Below are 19,943 nucleotides of genomic sequence, written 5' to 3'. Positions count from 1 at the left end.
GGGCACTTAATTGTTTAAATGATCTGAACTTTAGGTAATGTAAGGTATAATTGTGTCAGTAATATTATCTTTCAATGTAACTTTTTATGAATAAATTTGATGTCAGTACATTTCGTCGGTATTTTCCTTTGCTCAGCAAAAAAATTAATAATTTACCTTTAGTTTATTTTGACAATGGTGCTACCACCCAAAAACCTAATGTAGTTATTGATACTGAAACTGAGGTATATCAACAATATAATGCTAATGTTCATCGAGCTTCGCATGCGTTAAGTGCTAGAGCTACATTGGCTTTTGAGCAAGCTCGAACCGTAGTTCAACGCTTTATTCAAGCCAAGCACGTAGAAGAAGTTATTTGGACTTCAGGTACAACCAGCGGCATCAACTTAATTGCACAAAGCTGGGGGCATAATAACTTATGCTGTGGTGATGAAATATTATTAAGTCATGTTGAACATCATGCCAATATCGTACCTTGGCAAATGATTGCCGAAAAAACAGGTGCTGTTATTAAAGTATTACCTTTAGACACTAATGGTCTGATTGATGAAAATGCACTAGCAGGTTATTTTAATGAAAGAACTAAGGTGGTGAGCTTTGCACATATTTCTAATGTGATTGGTAAAGTTAACCCAGTAAAAAAATTAATTACTTTAGCTAAAAAATACAAAGCAATAACCGTTATTGACGGTGCCCAAGCTTGTGCTCATTTAGCACTTAATATGCAAACCCTTGATTGTGACTTTTACGTGTTTTCAGCACACAAAATGTTTGGCCCAACAGGTGTCGGTGTTTTGTATGGGCGCCGTGAATTACTCAATAGTATGCCCCCGTACCAAGGTGGTGGTGAAATGATTAAACGGGTGAGTTTTAAGGGAACATCATTTAATGAATTGCCTTTTAAGTTTGAAGCAGGAACACCTCATTACGCAGGCGTTATTGCTTTTTCAGCGAGTATTAAATTTATCAATTTATTTTCTTTAACTCAGTTAGCTGAATATGAATATAAGTTGACAACATATTGTTATGAAAAACTGCAAAGTATCGAAGCAATAAAATTTGTTGCCAAGCAGCAACCCGATATTGGAGTAATTTCTTTTACCGTTATTGGTTCTCATAATCACGATATTGCTACCGGGTTAGACGCATATGGTATTGCTATTAGAAGTGGTCATCATTGTGCAATGCCATTAATGGATTATTTAAAACTTAGTGGCTGTATCCGAGTGTCGCTAGCCGCCTACAATACTTATGCTGAAGTCGACTTTTTCATTGAAAAGCTAAATTTACTGATTAAAAATGCCAAAGAAAATGATGAAGGCGTGATCAGTGACCCTGTTATTGACCAAGACGCCCCTAATCGAAATAACGAAACAGCGATGATTGAACGATTTATCCCACTAAAAGGATGGGATACTCGCCATCGAGAAATAATGTTATTGGGTAAAACCTTAGATAGAATGGATAAAGTTTTACGCAACCATACTACTTTAATACAAGGTTGTGAGAGCAATGCTTGGATATATGCCACGACAAACGCTCAGGGTCAATTTTATTTTAGTTGCGACAGCGATGCTAAAGTTATAAGAGGGTTAATGATGATTATTTTAGCCGCCTTTCAACATTGCTCTGCGCAGAAAATATTAGCGTTTGATGATCACGCTTACTTTCTCAAGCTGGGTCTGTCGCAGCACTTGAGTCCTTCGCGAAGTAACGGCGTAAAAGCGATTGTAGAAAAAATTAAAACTATCGCAAACGAGTATTAATTGCTGTTTTTCGCTAAGTATTTTTTAATCGCGCGGCTTGTTGCAAAAAAAGCAAAAGTCGCAGTAACGTGAGTAACGGCTCCAAAACCAGAACTACAATCTAAGCGCACCGAACCTTCATTCACTTGTTTAGCATGACAAACATTTCCTTCATTATCTGGATAAACCAGTTGTTCTGTAGAAAAAACGGCATCAATTGAGAACTTTCGTTTATTACTAGTCTTTGCATCCGCTTTTGGAAAGTTGAATTCACGGCGCAGTTGATTTTTTACTTTAGCGAGTAATGGATCTTGAAAAGTCTGGCTTAGATCGCAAAGTTGAATTTTACTGGGATCTGTTTGACCACCAGCACCACCAATAGTAATAATAGGCAACTTGTTACGTCGGCAATGCGCAATAATCGCTGTTTTTACTTTGACTGAATCAATAGCATCAATGACATAATCAAAATCTTTGTTTAATAGCTCTCGTAAATTATCTAAAGTCACAAAGTCTTCAATAACAGTAACACGACACTCTGGATTAATTTGTTTTATACGCTCAGCCATAACCTCGACTTTACTTTCACCAATGGTTTGGCTGAGAGCATGAATTTGACGGTTAATATTGGTCGTGCAGATATCATCGAGGTCGATTAATGTTATTGCACCAATGCCTGTTCTTGCTAAAGATTCTGCGGCCCAAGAGCCAACACCACCAATGCCAATGACACAGAAGTGCGCTTTTTCTAATAAGGCTGCACCCGCAACACCATAAAGGCGGGCAATACCGCCAAATCTCATTTGATATTCAGACATACTGTTATATTCAGTTCATAAAATTTTTAACATTATAAGGGGCAATGAGTGGTGAAGACAATAAATCAGAGATCGAATTAGCTATTTTATTTTTCTATTAGCCTTTTCAGAGGATTACGCTCTTTTATATTTATCTAGGTATGATTAAGTGTGATGGAAGTCATAGATATTAATATTTCTGTATAGGATAACGGATGAAAATATTAACTGATAGACCGATAAATAGAATATTAAATGGATAAAATACATAATATAAGTGCAGTAGCCATTAAATATGTGATGTATCTCGTGATATTTTAAATGATTTAGCGCTTGAGCAAGAGATGTGTAAGAGCGAATCTTCAGGAAATTGAATTGAAAATTACTCTTGTTTTATCTATAGGGCAATTTTATTCCTTCGAAATTAATATTTTAGTACTTTAAAATCCTTATATACAACATTAAAAATAATGTTTTGACCGAATTTTAACTATATTTTATTTACATCAGTGACTTTTTTTATTTTATTGTTTTTAATCATTATTTTTTACATGAATTATTATAATCCCTTTAGATTATAATGGTTTTTTTCTGAGCGATACTGCTTATTTATGTGCTAAACCAATAATTGTAGATGGAAACTGCGTAAATATTAAAAGGTGTTTATGGCGATATTATCTTGATGATGAAGGCTCGAAAGATAATAAAACGGTTATATATGATGATTAAATTAAATTAAATTAATAAAAAAGGTAGCACATGCTACCTTTTAATAAGTTATTTAAATAAGAGGTTATTATCTATTATTTAATGGTACAAACTCACGATCAATTTCACCAATATAGTTCTGACGAGGACGACCAATTTTTTGACCTGGTTGACCTAGCATCTCATCCCAGTGAGAAATCCAACCTACTGTACGAGACATTGCAAATACTACTGTGAACATATTTGTAGGAATACCGATAGCTTTCAAAATGATACCAGAGTAAAAATCTACGTTAGGGTAAAGTTTTTTCTCAATAAAGTATGGGTCTTCAAGAGCTACTTTCTCAAGAGCCATTGCTACGTCTAAAAGTGGGTCATTGATACCTAATTCTTTCAGTACTTCATGACAAGTTTCACGCATTACAGTAGCACGTGGATCGAAATTCTTGTAAACACGATGACCAAAACCCATTAAGCGGAATGAATCGCTTTTGTCTTTTGCGCGAGCAACAAATTCATCAACACGGTCTAATGTGCCAATTTCTTCAAGCATTTTTAAACAAGCTTCGTTAGCGCCGCCATGCGCTGGGCCCCACAAAGATGCAACACCTGCTGCAATACAAGCATAAGGATTAGCACCAGATGAACCAGCTAAACGTACTGTTGATGTAGAAGCATTTTGCTCATGATCAGCATGTAACGTAAAGATCCTATCCATTGCGCGAGCAACTGTTGGACTAACAATATATTCTTCAGCAGGTACAGAGAACATCATGTGTAAGAAGTTTTCTGCGTATCTTAAATCATTACGTGGGTAGACGAATGGCTGACCGATACTATATTTGTATGCCATCGCTGCAATAGTTGGCATTTTAGCAATTAAACGATGTGCACTACGCAAACGTTGTGCTGGATCTTCTATGTCTAAATCACTATGATAAAATGATGATAAAGCACCAACAACACCACAAAGCATCGCCATTGGATGTGCATCAGGTAAGAAACCTTGAAAGAAGTGAGCTATCTTCTCATGAACCATCGTATGGTTGGTAATAATCTTAATAAATTCATCGTATTGTGTTTTTGTTGGCGCGTCGCCATTTAACAAAATATAACAAACTTCTAAGTAATCAGCTTGTTTCGCTAAGCTGTCAATTGGATAACCACGATGTTGCAAGATACCTTTGCCGCCATCGATAAAAGTAATAGCTGATTCACATGAAGCGGTTGCTAAGAAACCCGGGTCATAAGTAAAATAACCATAATTCCCTAAGGTTCTGATGTCTATCACGTCGTTACCGGCGCTACCTGAAAGTATTGGTAAATCTGCAACTACGTTACCATCAATACTGAGAGTGGCTTTAGATTCAGCCATATGTTTAATCCCCTATAAATTATTAATTCGCTTTTCTGATTTCAGCTTTTGAAAACTTAATCAGTTTTTATGAATATAAAACTAGCCGTATTCTACTTCATTATACCCCCTTAAAGTCAAACGTAATGTTTTAACATTAGACTAAAGTTAAATAAGCACTCTAACTGGTTAAAAAACAAACAGAGATTTGTAAGATAAAGATGAATTGTCGCTTAAGAAAATTGTAATTAAAAATGTTCAGCTATATAATCACATTGATTTAATTTTAATTTGTTTGTTATTTTATTAATATACAAATATAAACCGAGATCACTAGGGGATTGTTCAATTAAGGGTAAATATGTTTGGTTATCTCATTGGACAATAGTAAAAAAGTTAAAGACTCAAAAAACTCTTTAGGCGAAATTGTGAAAAAACAACGTCCTGTAAACCTAGATCTGACTACAATCAAAATGCATCCTTCGGCAAACGCCTCGATATTGCACCGTATTTCCGGTGTCATTATGGTATTTGCTATTGGTATTTTATTGTGGACACTTTCATTATCTCTATCTTCCGCTGAAGGATTTGCTCAAATTCAAGCATTTCTTGATGGCTTCCTATTCAAATTCATTTTGTTTGGCATAATCTCTGCGTTAACCTTCCATATATTAATGGGTGTTCGTCACTTATTCATGGACTCAGGCTATTTTGAAGAATTAGCTTCAGGTAATACCAGTGCTAAATTTGCTATGGCTCTTTGGTTTGTATTCACTGTAGTAGTAGGAGTATGGTTATGGTAAGTAACATCGCTACTGTAGGCCGAAATGGCGTACATGATTATATGCTTGTAAGAGCGAGCGCGATAATATTAACAATATATACGTTAATAATTGCTGGCTTTTTTGTGGTTACCCCAGAAGTTACTTTTGAAACATGGCATGGCTTTTTTAGTTTAATGTCAGTGAAAATTGCAACACTGCTTGCTCTTTTATCACTTGTAGTACATGCGTGGATTGGTATTTGGCAAGTATTGTCGGATTATATCAAACCAGCATCTTTACGTGGGTCATTACAATTTCTCTTTTCTGTTACTTTACTAGTCTACCTTGCGGCAGGCTTTTTAATTGTGTGGGGTGTATAAGTGAGCGTTCCAATTCGTGAATTTGACGCTATAGTCATTGGCGCCGGTGGTGCAGGTATGCGCGCTGCATTAGCTATTTCTGAATCAGGTAAATCTTGTGCCTTGATTTCTAAAGTTTTTCCTACTCGTTCTCATACAGTATCGGCTCAAGGTGGTATCACTGTTGCGCTAGGTAATGCGCATGAAGATCATTGGGAACAACATATGTACGATACCGTTAAGGGTTCTGATTATATCGGCGACCAAGACGCTATTGAGTATATGTGTAAAACAGGTCCTGAATCTATTATTGAGTTAGAGAAAATGGGTCTACCTTTTTCTCGTACTGAAGAAGGTAAAATTTATCAACGCCCTTTCGGTGGCCAATCTAAAAACTTTGGTGGCGAACAAGCTGCACGTACAGCAGCCGCAGCCGATCGTACTGGTCATGCTTTATTACATTGCTTGTACCAACAAAACGTTAAAAATAAAACTAATGTCTACTCTGAATGGTATGCACTAGATTTAGTTAAAAATAGTGACGGTGCTATTGTTGGTACAACCGCTATTTGTATTGAAACAGGCGAGATTGTTTACTTCAAAGCCCGTGCTACGGTATTAGCTACCGGTGGTGCTGGTCGTATCTATGCATCAACAACTAATGCTCACATCAATACTGGTGACGGCGTTGGCATGGCAGTTCGTGCTGGCATACAGATGCAAGACATGGAAATGTGGCAGTTTCATCCAACAGGAATCGCCGGTGCAGGTACGCTTGTTACTGAAGGTTGTCGTGGAGAAGGTGGTTACCTACTTAACAAAGATGGCGAGCGTTTCATGGAACGTTACGCACCAAATGCTAAAGATTTAGCAGGTCGTGACGTAGTTGCTCGTTCTATGATGACAGAGATTCGTGAAGGTCGTGGTTTTGACGGTCCTATGGGTCCGCATCTTAAACTTAAACTTGATCATTTAGGCCGTGAAACGCTTGAAAAACGTTTACCAGGTGTTTGTGATTTATCGAAAACATTTGCTCACGTAGATCCAGCAGTAGAACCTATTCCAGTTATACCAACTTGTCATTATCAGATGGGTGGTGTTCCTTGTAACGTGAATGGCCAAGCGATTAATTTTAATCCAGAAACGGGTAAAGAAACTATCGTTGAAGGATTATTTGCCGTTGGTGAAATCGCTTGTGTATCTGTTCATGGTGCAAACCGTTTAGGTGGTAATTCTCTTCTTGATTTAGTGGTCTTTGGTCGTGCAGCGGGTAATTTCTTAGGCACTTACTTAAATGATACGCAAAGCGGGAAAGATGCCTCTGAGTCTGACTTAGAAGCTTCATTAGCACGTACTAATCGTTGGGAGTCATCTCTTAAAGGTGGTGAAAGTCCAACTAAAATACGTAAAGACTTGCAAAAATGTATGCAATTTAACTTCTCGGTATTCCGTGAAGGTGATGCTATGGCTGAAGGCATGAAAGAGTTGACTGAAATCCGTGAACGTCTTCAGCATGCTAGCCTCGATGACAAGTCTTCAGAATTTAATACGCAACGTATCGAGTGTTTAGAATTAGACAACTTGATGGAAACGGCTTTTTGTACAGCCAAAGCGTCTAACTTCCGCACTGAATCACGTGGTGCTCATGCGCGCGCAGATTTTGCTGTTCGTGATGATGAAAACTGGTTGTGCCATAGTATTTATACGCCAGAGACACAAGCTATGTCTAAACGTAAAGTAAATATGGAACCCGTTCACCGTGAAGCTTTCCCACCGAAAGCCCGCGTATATTAATAGGAGCATTGCAATGAAACAAATTTTTTCGATTTATCGTTACAACCCTGATGTTGATAATGCACCTTACATGAAAGATTATGAGCTGGAAATTCCAGAAGGCTCAGATATGATGGTACTTGATGCACTTATTTTATTAAAAGAGCAAGATACTACTATCTCTTTCCGTCGTTCATGTCGTGAGGGAGTATGTGGCTCTGATGGTATGAATATTAACGGTAAGAATGGTTTAGGTTGTATTACACCATTATCGGCTGTTCCAGCAAAGAAAATAGTGTTACGCCCTTTACCTGGTTTACCGGTAGTACGTGATTTAGTTATTGATATGACACAGTTCTATAATCAATATGAAAAAATTAAGCCGTTCTTAATTAATGATGGTAAAAACCCTCCAGCACGTGAGCATCTTCAATCGATTGAAGAGCGGGAAAAGCTTGATGGTTTATATGAGTGTATTTTATGTGCTTGTTGTTCAACTTCTTGTCCGTCTTTCTGGTGGAACCCAGATAAGTTTATTGGACCAGCAGGTTTGTTGCATGCTTATCGCTTCTTAATTGATAGCCGTGATACTGCAACTGAAGAACGTTTAGATGGTTTGCAAGATGCCTACAGCGTATTCCGTTGTCATGGTATTATGAACTGTGTTGATGTTTGTCCAAAAGGATTAAACCCAACGAAAGCTATCGGCCACATTAAGTCGATGTTGATTTCACGCGCAGTATAAAATTAAATAGCAGAGTGTTAGATGAAATTATCTAGCACTTTGGTGTTTTAAAACAGGAATAGTCATCATTAGCAGATGACAATTAGCTATTAGTCTAGTTGACTTGCTAACGATAATTGTTTATTTTTTTATTGCTTTTATCCCATAAAGGAACAGGCAATGCCCGAAGGTACAATGAAGGCTTGGTTAGAGTCTTCTCATTTAAGTGGTGCTAACGCTACTTACATTGAAGAATTATACGAATCTTATTTGGATAACTCCCAATCTGTTTCTGCAGAATGGCGAACGTTATTCCAACAACTTCCAAAAATTGAAGGTGCTGACTTAGAATTCAGGCACTCTGAAATCCGCAATGAATTTAAAGAATTAGCTAAGCAATCCCATAAAACTGTTGTTGTTTCTGGTAGTAGTGATGCCAAACAAGTTAAAGTTTTACAGCTAATTAATGCTTTTCGTTTTCGTGGACATCAAAATGCTAACCTTGACCCATTAGGTTTGTGGAAGCGAGATAAGGTACGCGATTTACAACTGTCGCATCATGAACTTTCAGAAAATGACTTTGATACCGAGTTCAACGTCGGCTCATTTGCTACTTCTCAAGATGCGATGAAGTTAGGTGACTTATACAATGCCCTTAAAACTACCTATTGTGGTTCTATCGGTGCTGAATATATGCACATTACTGACACCGATGAAAAACGTTGGATCCAACAACGTTTAGAGTCTGTTCAGTCGCAAGCAAAATTTTCTGTCGACCAAAAAGAAGAAATTCTTAAAGGTCTTATCGCTGCCGATGGTATTTGTAAATACCTTGGGGCTAAGTTTCCAGGCGCTAAACGTTTCTCCCTTGAAGGTGGTGATGCGTTAATACCTATGCTAAAAGAGCTTATTACTCGTGCTGGTACGCAAGGCACTAAAGAAGTTGTTATTGGTATGGCTCACCGTGGCCGCTTAAATGTCTTAGTTAACGTGATGGGTAAAAATCCATCAAAGTTATTTGACGAGTTTGGCGGTAAACACGATGAAATTTTATCTTCAGGTGATGTTAAATATCACCAAGGTTATTCATCCGATTTTGTAACGCCTGGTGGCAATGTTCATTTAGCTTTGGCCTTTAACCCATCGCATCTAGAAATTGTTAACCCTGTTGTTATTGGCTCAGTCCGGGCACGTCAAGACAGACGTGGTGATAAAGTCGGTGATACGGTTCTTCCGGTTACTATTCATGGTGACGCTGCTATTGCCGGTCAGGGTGTGGTTCAAGAAACTTTTAATATGTCACAAGCACGTGCATTTAAAGTGGGCGGAACGATACGTATCGTTGTCAATAATCAGGTTGGGTTTACAACGTCTAATCCTGCAGATACGCGCAGTGGTGAATATTGTACTGAAATAGCAAAAATGGTTTCAGCTCCGATTCTTCATGTTAATGGCGATGACCCAGAAGCTGTTATCTTGGCTACACAAATTGCCCTTGATTATCGCAACGAATTTAAGCGTGATGTCGTTATCGACCTTGTTTGCTACCGTCGTCATGGTCACAATGAAGCTGATGAGCCTAGTGCAACGCAGCCATTGATGTACAAAAAAATTAAAAAACATCCAACACCTCGTCAGTTATATGCCCAGCGACTTGACACGGAAGGTTCAATTAACCTCGAACAGTCGAATGAATTATCGATGTATTATCGTAAGTTACTTGACGAAGGCCAGTGTACCGTTGAGCAATGGCGACCAATGACTGAACATTCAGTTGATTGGTCACCATACATCGGCCATAACTGGGATGATGATTACGAGAAAGAAATTTCTATTGAGAAGTTAAAAGAACTTGCAGGGACACTCTCAACATATCCTGAATCTCATCCTGTGCAAGGTCGTGTCAAGAAAATATACGACGACCGTGTTAAAATGGCATCGGGAGAGAAATTACTCGACTGGGGTATGGCTGAGAACTTAGCTTATGCATCTGTTGTTGACCTAGGTAAGCGTGTTCGTATTACCGGACAAGATTCTGGTCGTGGCACTTTTTTCCACCGTCACGCTGTTCTTCATAACCAAGAAGATTCAAGCAAGTACTTACCTTTAAAAAACATTCGTGAAGGTCAAGGTCCATTTGATATCCATGACTCAGTCTTGTCTGAAGTATCAGTGGTCGCTTTTGAATACGGTTATACCACAGCAGAACCTGCTGGTTTAACTATTTGGGAAGCACAATTTGGCGACTTTGCTAACTGTGCACAAGTAGTATTTGATCAATTCATTAGTTCTGGTGAGCAAAAGTGGGGTCGCTTGTGTGGTTTAACTATGTTGTTACCACATGGCTATGAAGGTCAAGGTCCAGAACATTCATCAGCACGTTTAGAGCGTTTCTTACAACTCTGTGCTGATCACAATATGCAAGTTTGTGTGCCGTCAACGCCTGCGCAAGTATTTAATATGCTTCGTCGTCAAGTCGTACGTCCAATGCGTCGCCCTTTAATTGTTATGTCACCTAAATCATTATTACGACATCCTTTAGCTGTTTCTTCATTAGAAGAACTTTCGACGGGTGTTTTCCATAATGTTATTGGTGAAATTGACGATATCGACCCTAAAAAAGTTGAACGTGTTGTATTTTGTAGTGGTAAGGTTTACTACGAATTACTTGACCAGCGTCGCAAGAGTGAGCAAGACAATGTTGTCATCATTCGAATCGAACAACTGTATCCATTTCCAGAAGAAGAGCTGCAAGCAGAGTTGGCGAAATACCAGCATGTGAAGCAATTCGTTTGGTGCCAGGAAGAGCCGCAAAACCAAGGTGCATGGTATTGTTCACAGCATCATTTTAGAGCGGCAATACCTGAAAGTACTTATTTGACATATGCAGGTCGCAAGGCTTCTGCAGCACCAGCTGTAGGTTATATGTCTGTCCATGTAAAAGAACAACAAGCGCTAGTCAATGACGCGCTATCTGTTGAAGACTAGTGAGTAAGGAATAAAATAAATGACCACCGAAATTAAGGTTCCCGTTTTACCTGAATCAGTTGCTGACGCAACCGTAGCTACTTGGCATGTACAAGTAGGTGATAAAGTTTCACGTGACCAAGTATTAGTAGATATTGAAACTGACAAAGTCGTGCTTGAAGTACAAGCCGTCGTTGATGGCGTAATCACTGAAATTTCTCAAGTTGAAGGCGCAACAGTATTAGGCGAGCAAGTTATTGCTATCCTTACTGAAGGCGACGCATCAGCTGATATTTCAGCTCCTGCAAAGCCTGCAGCTTCAGCTCCAGCGGCAACAGCAGTAAAAGTTATCGACATTATTGTACCGGTTTTACCTGAATCTGTTGCTGATGCAACGGTTGCTACTTGGCATGTTGCGGAAGGCGATACGGTTTCTGTTGACCAAAACTTGGTTGATATTGAAACGGATAAAGTGGTACTCGAAGTTGTTGCTCAAGACAATGGCGTGATTGGTAAAATCATTCATGTTGAAGGCGATACGGTATTAGGTTCACAAGTTATTGGTCAACTAAATGCGGGGGCAACAACTAGCGCTCCTGCTGCAACTGCAGAAGAAGCAATCAGCTCTGACGAATTAGCGAGTCCTTCAGTACGTCGTTTAATGACGGAAAAAGGCTTAACTGCTGCTGATGTTTCAGGCACCGGTAAAGGCGGGCGTATCTCTAAAGAAGATGTTGAAGCGGCTCTGAATAAACCTGTGGCTGCACCTGTGGCAAAAGCTGCTGCTCCAGCTCCTGTTGTTCAAGATCTAGGTGAACGTACTCAAAAGCGTGTACCTATGACACGTTTACGCAAGACAATTGCCAAACGTCTATTAGAAGCTAAAAACTCAACAGCAATGCTAACAACGTTTAACGAAGTTAACATGAAGCCAATCATGGATCTTCGTAAACAATACAAAGACTTGTTTGAGAAAACACATGACACACGTTTAGGCTTTATGTCGTTTTATGTTAAAGCAGTTACCGAAGCATTGAAACGTTTCCCCGCGGTAAATGCTTCAATCGACGGTGATGATATTGTTTATCATAACTTTTTTGATATCTCTATTGCTGTTTCTACACCACGTGGCTTAGTTACACCTGTTTTACGTGATGCTGACCAATTAGGTATGGCCGCCATTGAAAATGGTATTCGTGGCTTAGCAATCAAAGGTCGTGACGGTAAACTTTCAATTGAAGATATGACAGGTGGTAATTTCACGATTACTAACGGTGGTGTTTTTGGTTCATTACTTTCAACACCTATTTTAAACTTACCGCAAGCGGCTATTTTAGGTATGCATAAAATCCAAGACAGACCTATGGCTGTTGATGGAAAAGTTGAAATACTTCCTATGATGTACTTAGCACTTTCTTACGACCATCGTTTAATTGATGGTAAAGAATCTGTTGGTTTTTTAGTGGCAATTAAAGACTTGTTAGAAGATCCAACACGTCTACTTCTTGATATATAGTCGAGAATATTAAATCTTTTGATTTAGACTATAGTATTAGCTCTGAGGACTTTGTTCCTTAGAGCTTTTATACTATAATCGATCAACTTTTTTCGATGACAGCGAATTTTATTTATATTTATAACTAAAAGCAGCTGTCATTATCATTCACAGATAAATGGAAATACACCATGAATTTGCATGAGTATCAAGCGAAACAATTATTCGCTGAATATGGTTTACCAGTTTCTGAAGGTTTCGCTTGCGATACACCTCAGGAAGCTGCAGAAGCGGCTGATAAAATCGGCGGCACTATGTGGGTTGTTAAAACTCAAGTTCACGCGGGCGGTCGCGGTAAAGCGGGCGGCGTTAAGCTAGTTAAATCTAAGCAAGAAATCAAAGATTTTGCTCAAAACTGGTTAGGTAAGAACTTAGTGACTTACCAAACTGACGCGAACGGTCAACCAGTTGCTAAAATTTTAGTAGAAAGCTGTACTGATATTGCTAACGAATTATACCTTGGTGCTGTTGTTGACCGCGCAAGTCGTAAAGTCGTATTCATGGCCTCTACTGAAGGCGGTGTTGATATTGAGAAAATTGCTGAAGAGACTCCTGAGTTAATTCATCAAGCTGAAATCGATCCACTTGTTGGCGCTCAACCTTACCAAGCTCGTGAATTAGGCTTCAAGTTAGGTTTAAATCCAACGCAAATGAAGCAATTTGTTAAGATCTTTTTAGGTCTTGCAAAAATGTTTGAAGATTTCGATTTCGCCTTATTAGAAATCAACCCGTTAGTTATTACTGACGAAGGTAATCTTCACTGTTTAGATGGCAAAATTGGTATCGATGGTAATGCTTTATACCGTCAACCTAAAATGCGCGCGTTCCACGATCCATCTCAAGAAGATGAACGTGAAGCTCATGCAGCACGCTTTGAATTAAACTACGTAGCCTTAGACGGTAACGTTGGCTGTATGGTTAACGGTGCAGGCCTAGCAATGGGTACTATGGATATCGTAAATCTACACGGCGGCAAGCCAGCTAACTTCTTAGATGTTGGCGGCGGAGCGACGAAAGAACGTGTTTCTGAAGCATTCAAAATCATTCTTTCTGACGACAATGTTAAAGCTGTTTTAGTTAACATCTTTGGCGGCATCGTACGTTGTGACATGATTGCTGAAGGTATTATTGGCGCGGTTAAAGAAGTAGGCGTTAAAGTACCAGTTGTAGTACGTTTAGAAGGTACTAATGCTGAATTAGGTCGTGAAGTTCTTAAAAACTCTGGCTTAGATATCATTGCTGCTGAGTCATTAACTGATGCAGCGACAAAAGTTGTAGCAGCTGCGGAGGGCAAATAATGTCTATCTTAATTAACAAAGATACTAAAGTAATCTGTCAAGGTTTCACTGGTGGTCAAGGTACATTCCATTCAGAACAAGCACTTGAGTACGGTACACAAATGGTTGGTGGTGTAAGCCCAGGTAAAGGCGGTCAAACGCATTTAGGCCTACCAGTATTTAATACAGTACGTGAAGCAGTAGCAGCAACTGGCGCAACAGCAACAGTTATCTACGTTCCAGCTCCGTTTTGTAAAGATGCAATTTTAGAAGCTATTGATGCGGGCATTACACTTATCGTTACGATCACTGAAGGTATTCCAACTTTAGATATGGTTGACGTTAAAGCTAAGCTTGATCAATCTGGCGTTCGTATGATCGGTCCTAACTGTCCTGGCGTTATTACTCCAGGCGAAACTAAGATTGGTATCATGCCTGGTCATATCCATTTACCAGGTAAAGTCGGTATTGTTTCACGTTCTGGTACGCTTACGTACGAAGCCGTTAAGCAAACAACTGATGCTGGTTTTGGCCAATCTACTTGTGTAGGTATTGGTGGTGACCCTATCCCAGGTACTAACTTCATCGACGTATTGGAAATGTTCCAAAACGATCCACAAACTGAAGCAATCGTAATGATTGGTGAAATTGGCGGAACTGCTGAAGAAGAAGCTGCTGAATACATCAAAGCACACGTTACTAAACCTGTTGTATCTTACATTGCTGGTGTTACTGCACCAGAAGGTAAGCGTATGGGTCACGCTGGCGCGATTATTGCCGGTGGTAAAGGTACTGCTGATGAAAAATTTGCAGCATTAGAAGCGGCCGGTGTTAAAACTGTTCGTTCTTTAGCTGATATCGGCGTAGCACTTAAAGAGAAAACAGGTTGGTAGGCTAATGCTTACAACTTGTAATTCTTAATAAAAACCCGCTAGCTAGCGGGTTTTTTGTTTAATAATATGAATTCTATATATTTTTAATCTGCGGATTAAATCCGCCAAACTGTTGTTGGGGTTACTGAGTTTGTTGCCTTGCCTGTTCCTCTTCAAGCCTAATTATCTCATCTAGTCTTTGTTCGTTTTCTAATAAATACTCAATACCACCATTTGTAATTGTGAAGCCATATCCACTATTACCGTTATAGTCTTCGGTGATCATTCTAGATATATAGCCTATTCGAGTTAGTTTTATCAAGGCTATTTGAAGCTGGGCTTCTGTGAATGGAAGTGCTTTTTGCTCTATATCCCAAAAAAACATACCATTTACTGTTGTCGTATGAGTAGATAATAGCTCGGATAACAAACGGAGAGATTTGTCATTTATTGAGTATTAGCTTTTGGAAACCTTAGGAGACAACACTTTATCTGTGGCAAAACTTTTTGTAAATGCTCCTTGCTGCTTCATTTGAGTAGCTATTTTTATACAAGCAGCATTCACAGCACAATCTAAATTTGTATGACTTCTATTTATATCAAAGCCAAGAGTATTGATTCCAGCTAAGTCACTGGCAATATATAGTTCGGTATTACGTGGTTTTAGAATGAAACAACGTTCTTTACCAAGTGAACCTATAAATAAGCCTAATTCAAAAAGAACATTATCTCTCACCGTTGGTTGGTTTTTTCCTCTCATAGTGACCACATCATCGGGAGAAAAAACAAATAGTGCATAATCAACGTTATCAGCTTTTGTCATTAAAGAGCTCAAAGTGTCAGTTCCAGCTTTGTCAAATATGTTTGGCCAAACGGATACTTCAGCGGAGTAATCTAATGCTACGTTACATGCATTAGCTATATCTATACTATCGCTTGATGACCCAATGAAAATTCTAGGTTTGCTTTCCATTTATATTACGCCTATAACTTTTAATGATCCAACTTTCTTAATGTTAACAACTTATTTAGTTTAATTATACTGTACATTGTCGCGGTGGCGACGACACCCAAAGGGAGGCTGACGCCGACCTCCCTCTGGACTCCCTCGGCACTGCTAATCAAGTGTTATCCTATATTCAAGGTAATATCTTAGACGTAACAGCGCTGATGGCACATCCATGTGCCGACATCGCTTTGTTCATCATCCCTGATGAACATACGTGAATATTACCTTTCATTTCGGAACTTGATTCAAGCAGACTTGGTGCGCGTTGGTAGGGTGGGGGGGAGCTACCGTCATTCCGTAAGTCTCTTGTACGGAATCTAGTCCAGTAAAACGGTGAACCTTGAATAAATAGTGTCAGGGTAAAATTAATTAGCGTACGTTATTCATGCATTATCGCTGTGGTGACGACACCCAAGAAGAAAAGCATACTGCCTCCACTCTAACCTTCTGCTTTGGACTCACCCGTCGCTGCAACATTAAACGTGTTTTCTCCATGCTCCTCAATATTCTCGACGTACCAGCGCTGATGGCACTTCCCTGTGCCAACAGCGCTTTCACTGGCATCCATGCCAGTGATACGTGAATATTGGTCATCATTCCGGCGTTTAATGGAGCAGATTTGGTGTTTGGTTCTTCTGTAGTTAATATATACTCATTTGTGTTTTTTTCGTTAGTCATCACGACTAGTCCAACAAACTCCAGTTCCCTCACAGCAACGGAGACTTAATTTAGATAAGTGCAATATTTATCGAAGCAATGGATGGCTATAACTAACGCCGCGCAGAGACGAGCATTCGTTAGGTATAGATAACGGCAAAAATTAAAATTAATATTTCAGTTTTAGCTTAGCAGGGCGCTTTTGGGATTGGAAAGGGGATCGTTCGTTCCCTTTCTGTACCATCGCCACCGCGATGCCAAACAGTTAATCAAACTCCAAGCATTGCTGTTTTTTAGCCGTATACCTTCTTACAATTTCTCACGTTACGCCTACATTTAATCAACAAAACCCATAAGGAAACGAACGTAACAACACTTTATTATTCCCTTATAAACTACAAACACAAAAAATTGGGAATTAACATTATGAACAAATCACTTATTAGCATCGCGTTACTTTTAGCATCATCAACTGTTTTTGCAGAAATGGAATATCCTGAAAATCCCGTATTACGACCATTAACATTAACAGATGGCACAATTTCTGTTGGTGGGGCATTAGCATGGGGCGAAGAAAAAGATCAGAGGCATGTAGCATTAAATCTAAATGCTGCTTATGGTTTAACCGATAACCTAACCGTCGGCTTAGGCGGCCTTAATTACCGTTTTTTAGCTCGTCAGGATAATGATACAGGTTTAGAGTTAGCCGCAGGCTTAGGTGTTAGAGGTTATCAAGAGTCAACAATTAACGGTGATTCTGTTGCTTATGGCGCTGATTTAAATGGTAAATATGTCTTTGATAAAAACCTCGCCTTAATTTTCTCTGTGGGCTACGTAAAGTGGGATGAAGAAAAACTCAAAAATAAAGATGAATATCGTTATTCGGTAGGTTTACAAACTAATATAGCAAAAGATTGGACCGCGACGGCGAATTACACTTACCGTGATTTAAAAGATTTCAATCAAAGCGGCGCAAATGAAATCAGTGTGGGTGTTAATTATGCCCTTTCTAAGAATACAGATATTGGTTTCTTTACAGGCTATTCCGACTTCGATGCGCAAGAAAATGGTTATAAACTTGATAATAGTTATGATCGTTTTGTTGGTATTTATACTACCTATCGTTTCTAAAATACTGTGTTTTTTAGCCCATGAAATCAAGCGCAATATAGCTGCTTAATCGTTAAGTCATTTTCAAATCCTTAATAACGAAAACATTGAACGTGTTATATGACACGCAACCGATAAATCCCGATATTTTTTACCTTTTTATATCATTGTGCAAAAAAATTAACTTTATAATTAACAGTAATTTAATTTTATGTTAACCTTCTAAATTTTAAAAGGAAAATTAAATTGAAGTATGTAAACCTCGTATTGATAACCACTTCTTTATGCTTGTTAACAGCATAAAGAAGTTGAAGACGATAGTAATTCAGATGTAGCACAAGCCATATCAGGCGCAAAATGAAATTCTTAGTGGCACTAATCCTACAACTTCCGAAAATTCAACAGTTGCATTAACCGGCTTAATTGTTAATGCTGTTGACAATACCGAAGTCTCTGCAGCCAATATTACCGTGATTGCGGCAGATGTTGTTATTCAGGAAAACCTTGTTTTTACGGGGGGCGAATTTAAGATTGAAAACCTTCCATCTAGCTCTGACATTACGCTTATAATTTCAAGCAGTGATAACCGTTTTTTATCCCGTACATTCTTTATAAATACCGGTGATTCAAACGGGGTTAATACGCCAAAAGACTATGGAACATTAACAGTGTCAGAAGCTACAGATGTGCAAGTTACTGTTATGAACAATACGACAGGTCTACCGCTGCCAACCTTAGAATTTATCGCATATTCTCATTCTGGTACCAGTTCAAGAGCTAACAAGTATAAGCATGTTTCAGTTTATGATGCGGTGAACGGTGTTTATAATATAACCTTACCAAAATTCATTAATACCACCATTAGAGCAAGTTTAGATCTCAATAAAGATGGCGATATAGACTTTGTTCCTGAGTCTAATAGCAACCTCAATGGCACTGAATTATATTACCCATCTGCCAATAAGCAAGAGTCATTAACTATATATGTTCAAGACAAAATGCCATTAGCTGAAGTTGAGTATCGCATAACACTTATTGATGAAAGTGCTAACACTATTTTAGGGGCAGATCTCACAGCAACAGGTTCAGATGGAGAGAAATCTACCTCTACTTATGATGAATTAACTGAGCAATATGTTTTATCTGCAAAATTTGCTAATTCTTCAACGATAGAAATACCTTCTTTCACTGCTAATGATGTCGTTTATCGAAGTAGTTCTGTACAATTAAATCTTGATGATATTGAAACTTTAACAGTATATGTTTCTGGTACTTCAGGAAATAATTATTATAATATCCCGTATTCAAATGTTGTTGAGTTGGCTGTAATGCCAAGAGTGCTCGATAACGGCTCTTCTGCTTTAGAAGTCATCGCAGTTGCTAATAAAGTAGACTTTGTTGATCATAGCTTTAGCGTGTTTTATTCACAGCCAATTACGGTATCTGCAAGCAGTCTTGCATTAACAAATACTTCTGGTTTTACAGTAATAAAAGGCAATGATGACTCAAATGATATCGTTTTAGCAGGGACTACTATTGTAAGTGGTAATGTAGATATCCCTGTAACATTCGAAACAAGTTTAAACGATACAAAATTAACGGTTACACCAGTTAGTACGTTAACTTCAGGGCAAGATTATAATTATGAGGTTAATTCTTTAGCTGTGAAAGCGACTGAAAAATTAGTTGATGTTAATGGTGATTCCCTTTCATTTTCTATTGAAGATAACAGTGATACTTTTGATATTAATGACATTCGTCTAGATAATAATAACTATAAGACTAATGGAGTAATTATAACTCCAACTAATTCAGCGGGCGACTCGTCTAGTCCATACAATTACAATCGTGATGCTTATTTGTACTTACCTACAAGTATTAACGCTTTACAAACGCTTTCACTGCGTAGTGTTTCTATAACTCAAGACGGCGTAAACTCTAATTCAATAAGAGACTTTAACCTTGTCAGAAATGGTAACCCTTATAATGCGTATGCTATAGGATTAGTGCAATTAGCGGAAAACGAAACTTTAATTCGTGATAATCTAAACATAAGTATCGAAATTGGTAGCGCTCAACTTGATAGTCAAAAAGTTTATCGCACTAGTACAAACGAATATATGTCTGACAATTTGGTTGGTTCTGAAAACAGCATGACGTTTGAATATGCCTATGAAACTAAAGCTGGTGTTGTCGCTACAGGCACCCTAACTATCCCTGTGCAATAAATCACGTTTGAAAGTGTCTAATATCAAGTGTTTAAGTGAGGATA

The 19,943-nt window shown here is 38.5% G+C and carries 15 protein-coding genes; 11 read left to right on the top strand and 4 right to left on the bottom strand.

The window, feature by feature from the left end:
* Nucleotides 1-86: 86 nt before the first annotated feature.
* On the top strand, nt 87-1,766 hold the full coding sequence (locus H4J52_RS16805; protein WP_182182087.1) for a SufS family cysteine desulfurase: 1,680 nt from the start codon (nt 87-89) through the stop codon (nt 1,764-1,766).
* Here the strand turns inward: H4J52_RS16805 and tcdA are convergent.
* Both tcdA and H4J52_RS16795 read right to left on the bottom strand, forming a co-directional pair.
* Nucleotides 1,763-2,563: a tRNA cyclic N6-threonylcarbamoyladenosine(37) synthase TcdA gene (gene tcdA, locus H4J52_RS16800; RefSeq protein ID WP_182182088.1), complete on the bottom strand. Its 801-nt coding sequence runs from the start codon at nt 2,561-2,563 to the stop codon at nt 1,763-1,765. The two genes, H4J52_RS16805 and tcdA, sit on opposite strands and share 4 nt — an antisense overlap.
* Before the next feature lie 775 nt (nt 2,564-3,338).
* On the bottom strand, nt 3,339-4,625 hold the full coding sequence (locus tag H4J52_RS16795) for a citrate synthase (RefSeq protein WP_182182089.1): 1,287 nt from the start codon (nt 4,623-4,625) through the stop codon (nt 3,339-3,341).
* A gap of 407 nt (nt 4,626-5,032) precedes the next feature.
* On the opposite strand from H4J52_RS16795, the gene sdhC reads away from it, so the two are divergent.
* The 8 genes from sdhC (at nt 5,033) to sucD (ending at nt 14,916) form a co-directional block, all read left to right on the top strand.
* Complete coding sequence (gene sdhC / locus H4J52_RS16790) at nt 5,033-5,407, top strand: succinate dehydrogenase, cytochrome b556 subunit (RefSeq protein ID WP_182182090.1); 375 nt, start codon at nt 5,033-5,035, stop codon at nt 5,405-5,407.
* Nucleotides 5,401-5,748 carry a succinate dehydrogenase, hydrophobic membrane anchor protein gene (gene sdhD / locus H4J52_RS16785; RefSeq protein ID WP_182182091.1) on the top strand — a complete coding sequence of 116 codons (348 nt, stop codon included), beginning with the start codon at nt 5,401-5,403 and terminating at the stop codon, nt 5,746-5,748. The genes sdhC and sdhD overlap by 7 nt, the downstream gene beginning before the upstream one ends.
* On the top strand, nt 5,749-7,521 hold the full coding sequence (gene sdhA, locus H4J52_RS16780) for a succinate dehydrogenase flavoprotein subunit (RefSeq protein ID WP_182225275.1): 1,773 nt from the start codon (nt 5,749-5,751) through the stop codon (nt 7,519-7,521).
* A gap of 13 nt (nt 7,522-7,534) precedes the next feature.
* Entirely contained in the window at nt 7,535-8,245 is a 711-nt protein-coding gene (locus H4J52_RS16775; RefSeq protein WP_182182093.1) for a succinate dehydrogenase iron-sulfur subunit, read from the top strand.
* Nucleotides 8,246-8,404: 159 nt separating this feature from the next.
* Nucleotides 8,405-11,212, top strand: a complete 2,808-nt coding sequence (locus H4J52_RS16770) for a 2-oxoglutarate dehydrogenase E1 component (RefSeq protein WP_182182094.1) — start codon at nt 8,405-8,407, stop codon at nt 11,210-11,212.
* 19 nt (nt 11,213-11,231) lie between these two features.
* Nucleotides 11,232-12,707 (top strand): 2-oxoglutarate dehydrogenase complex dihydrolipoyllysine-residue succinyltransferase, encoded by a 1,476-nt coding sequence (odhB, locus tag H4J52_RS16765; RefSeq protein WP_182225274.1) that lies wholly within the window; start codon nt 11,232-11,234, stop codon nt 12,705-12,707.
* A 170-nt stretch (nt 12,708-12,877) separates the two neighbouring features.
* Complete coding sequence (gene sucC, locus H4J52_RS16760; RefSeq protein WP_182173260.1) at nt 12,878-14,044, top strand: ADP-forming succinate--CoA ligase subunit beta; 1,167 nt, start codon at nt 12,878-12,880, stop codon at nt 14,042-14,044.
* On the top strand, nt 14,044-14,916 hold the full coding sequence (sucD, locus tag H4J52_RS16755) for a succinate--CoA ligase subunit alpha (RefSeq protein WP_182182097.1): 873 nt from the start codon (nt 14,044-14,046) through the stop codon (nt 14,914-14,916). Before sucC ends, sucD begins: the two co-directional genes overlap by 1 nt.
* 121 nt (nt 14,917-15,037) lie before the next feature.
* Here sucD and H4J52_RS16750 read toward each other — a convergent pair whose 3' ends face one another.
* Entirely contained in the window at nt 15,038-15,280 is a 243-nt protein-coding gene (locus H4J52_RS16750; protein WP_182225272.1) for a hypothetical protein, read from the bottom strand.
* Between the two features lie 72 nt (nt 15,281-15,352).
* Nucleotides 15,353-15,868 carry a TIR domain-containing protein gene (locus H4J52_RS16745; RefSeq protein WP_182225270.1) on the bottom strand — a complete coding sequence of 172 codons (516 nt, stop codon included), beginning with the start codon at nt 15,866-15,868 and terminating at the stop codon, nt 15,353-15,355.
* Nucleotides 15,869-16,987: 1,119 nt separating this feature from the next.
* Here H4J52_RS16745 and H4J52_RS16740 point away from each other — a divergent pair.
* Complete coding sequence (locus tag H4J52_RS16740; RefSeq protein ID WP_182225268.1) at nt 16,988-17,692, top strand: porin; 705 nt, start codon at nt 16,988-16,990, stop codon at nt 17,690-17,692.
* A gap of 449 nt (nt 17,693-18,141) precedes the next feature.
* Entirely contained in the window at nt 18,142-19,899 is a 1,758-nt protein-coding gene (locus H4J52_RS16735; protein ID WP_182225266.1) for a hypothetical protein, read from the top strand.
* Nucleotides 19,900-19,943 lie beyond the last annotated feature (44 nt).

Source organism: Colwellia sp. MB02u-14 (assembly GCF_014076915.1).
Lineage (GTDB): Bacteria > Pseudomonadota > Gammaproteobacteria > Enterobacterales > Alteromonadaceae > Colwellia_A.
This window is presented reverse-complemented; position numbering and strand designations above follow the sequence as displayed.

Coding starts and splice junctions, on each gene's coding strand:
- H4J52_RS16805 (WP_182182087.1), top strand. CDS start 87: ATGAATAAATTTGATGTCAGTACATTTCGTCGGTATTTTCCTTTGCTC.
- tcdA (WP_182182088.1), bottom strand. CDS start 2,563: ATGTCTGAATATCAAATGAGATTTGGCGGTATTGCCCGCCTTTATGGT.
- H4J52_RS16795 (WP_182182089.1), bottom strand. CDS start 4,625: ATGGCTGAATCTAAAGCCACTCTCAGTATTGATGGTAACGTAGTTGCA.
- sdhD (WP_182182091.1), top strand. CDS start 5,401: ATGGTAAGTAACATCGCTACTGTAGGCCGAAATGGCGTACATGATTAT.
- H4J52_RS16775 (WP_182182093.1), top strand. CDS start 7,535: ATGAAACAAATTTTTTCGATTTATCGTTACAACCCTGATGTTGATAAT.
- H4J52_RS16770 (WP_182182094.1), top strand. CDS start 8,405: ATGCCCGAAGGTACAATGAAGGCTTGGTTAGAGTCTTCTCATTTAAGT.
- odhB (WP_182225274.1), top strand. CDS start 11,232: ATGACCACCGAAATTAAGGTTCCCGTTTTACCTGAATCAGTTGCTGAC.
- sucC (WP_182173260.1), top strand. CDS start 12,878: ATGAATTTGCATGAGTATCAAGCGAAACAATTATTCGCTGAATATGGT.
- sucD (WP_182182097.1), top strand. CDS start 14,044: ATGTCTATCTTAATTAACAAAGATACTAAAGTAATCTGTCAAGGTTTC.
- H4J52_RS16750 (WP_182225272.1), bottom strand. CDS start 15,280: ATGTTTTTTTGGGATATAGAGCAAAAAGCACTTCCATTCACAGAAGCC.
- H4J52_RS16745 (WP_182225270.1), bottom strand. CDS start 15,868: ATGGAAAGCAAACCTAGAATTTTCATTGGGTCATCAAGCGATAGTATA.
- H4J52_RS16740 (WP_182225268.1), top strand. CDS start 16,988: ATGAACAAATCACTTATTAGCATCGCGTTACTTTTAGCATCATCAACT.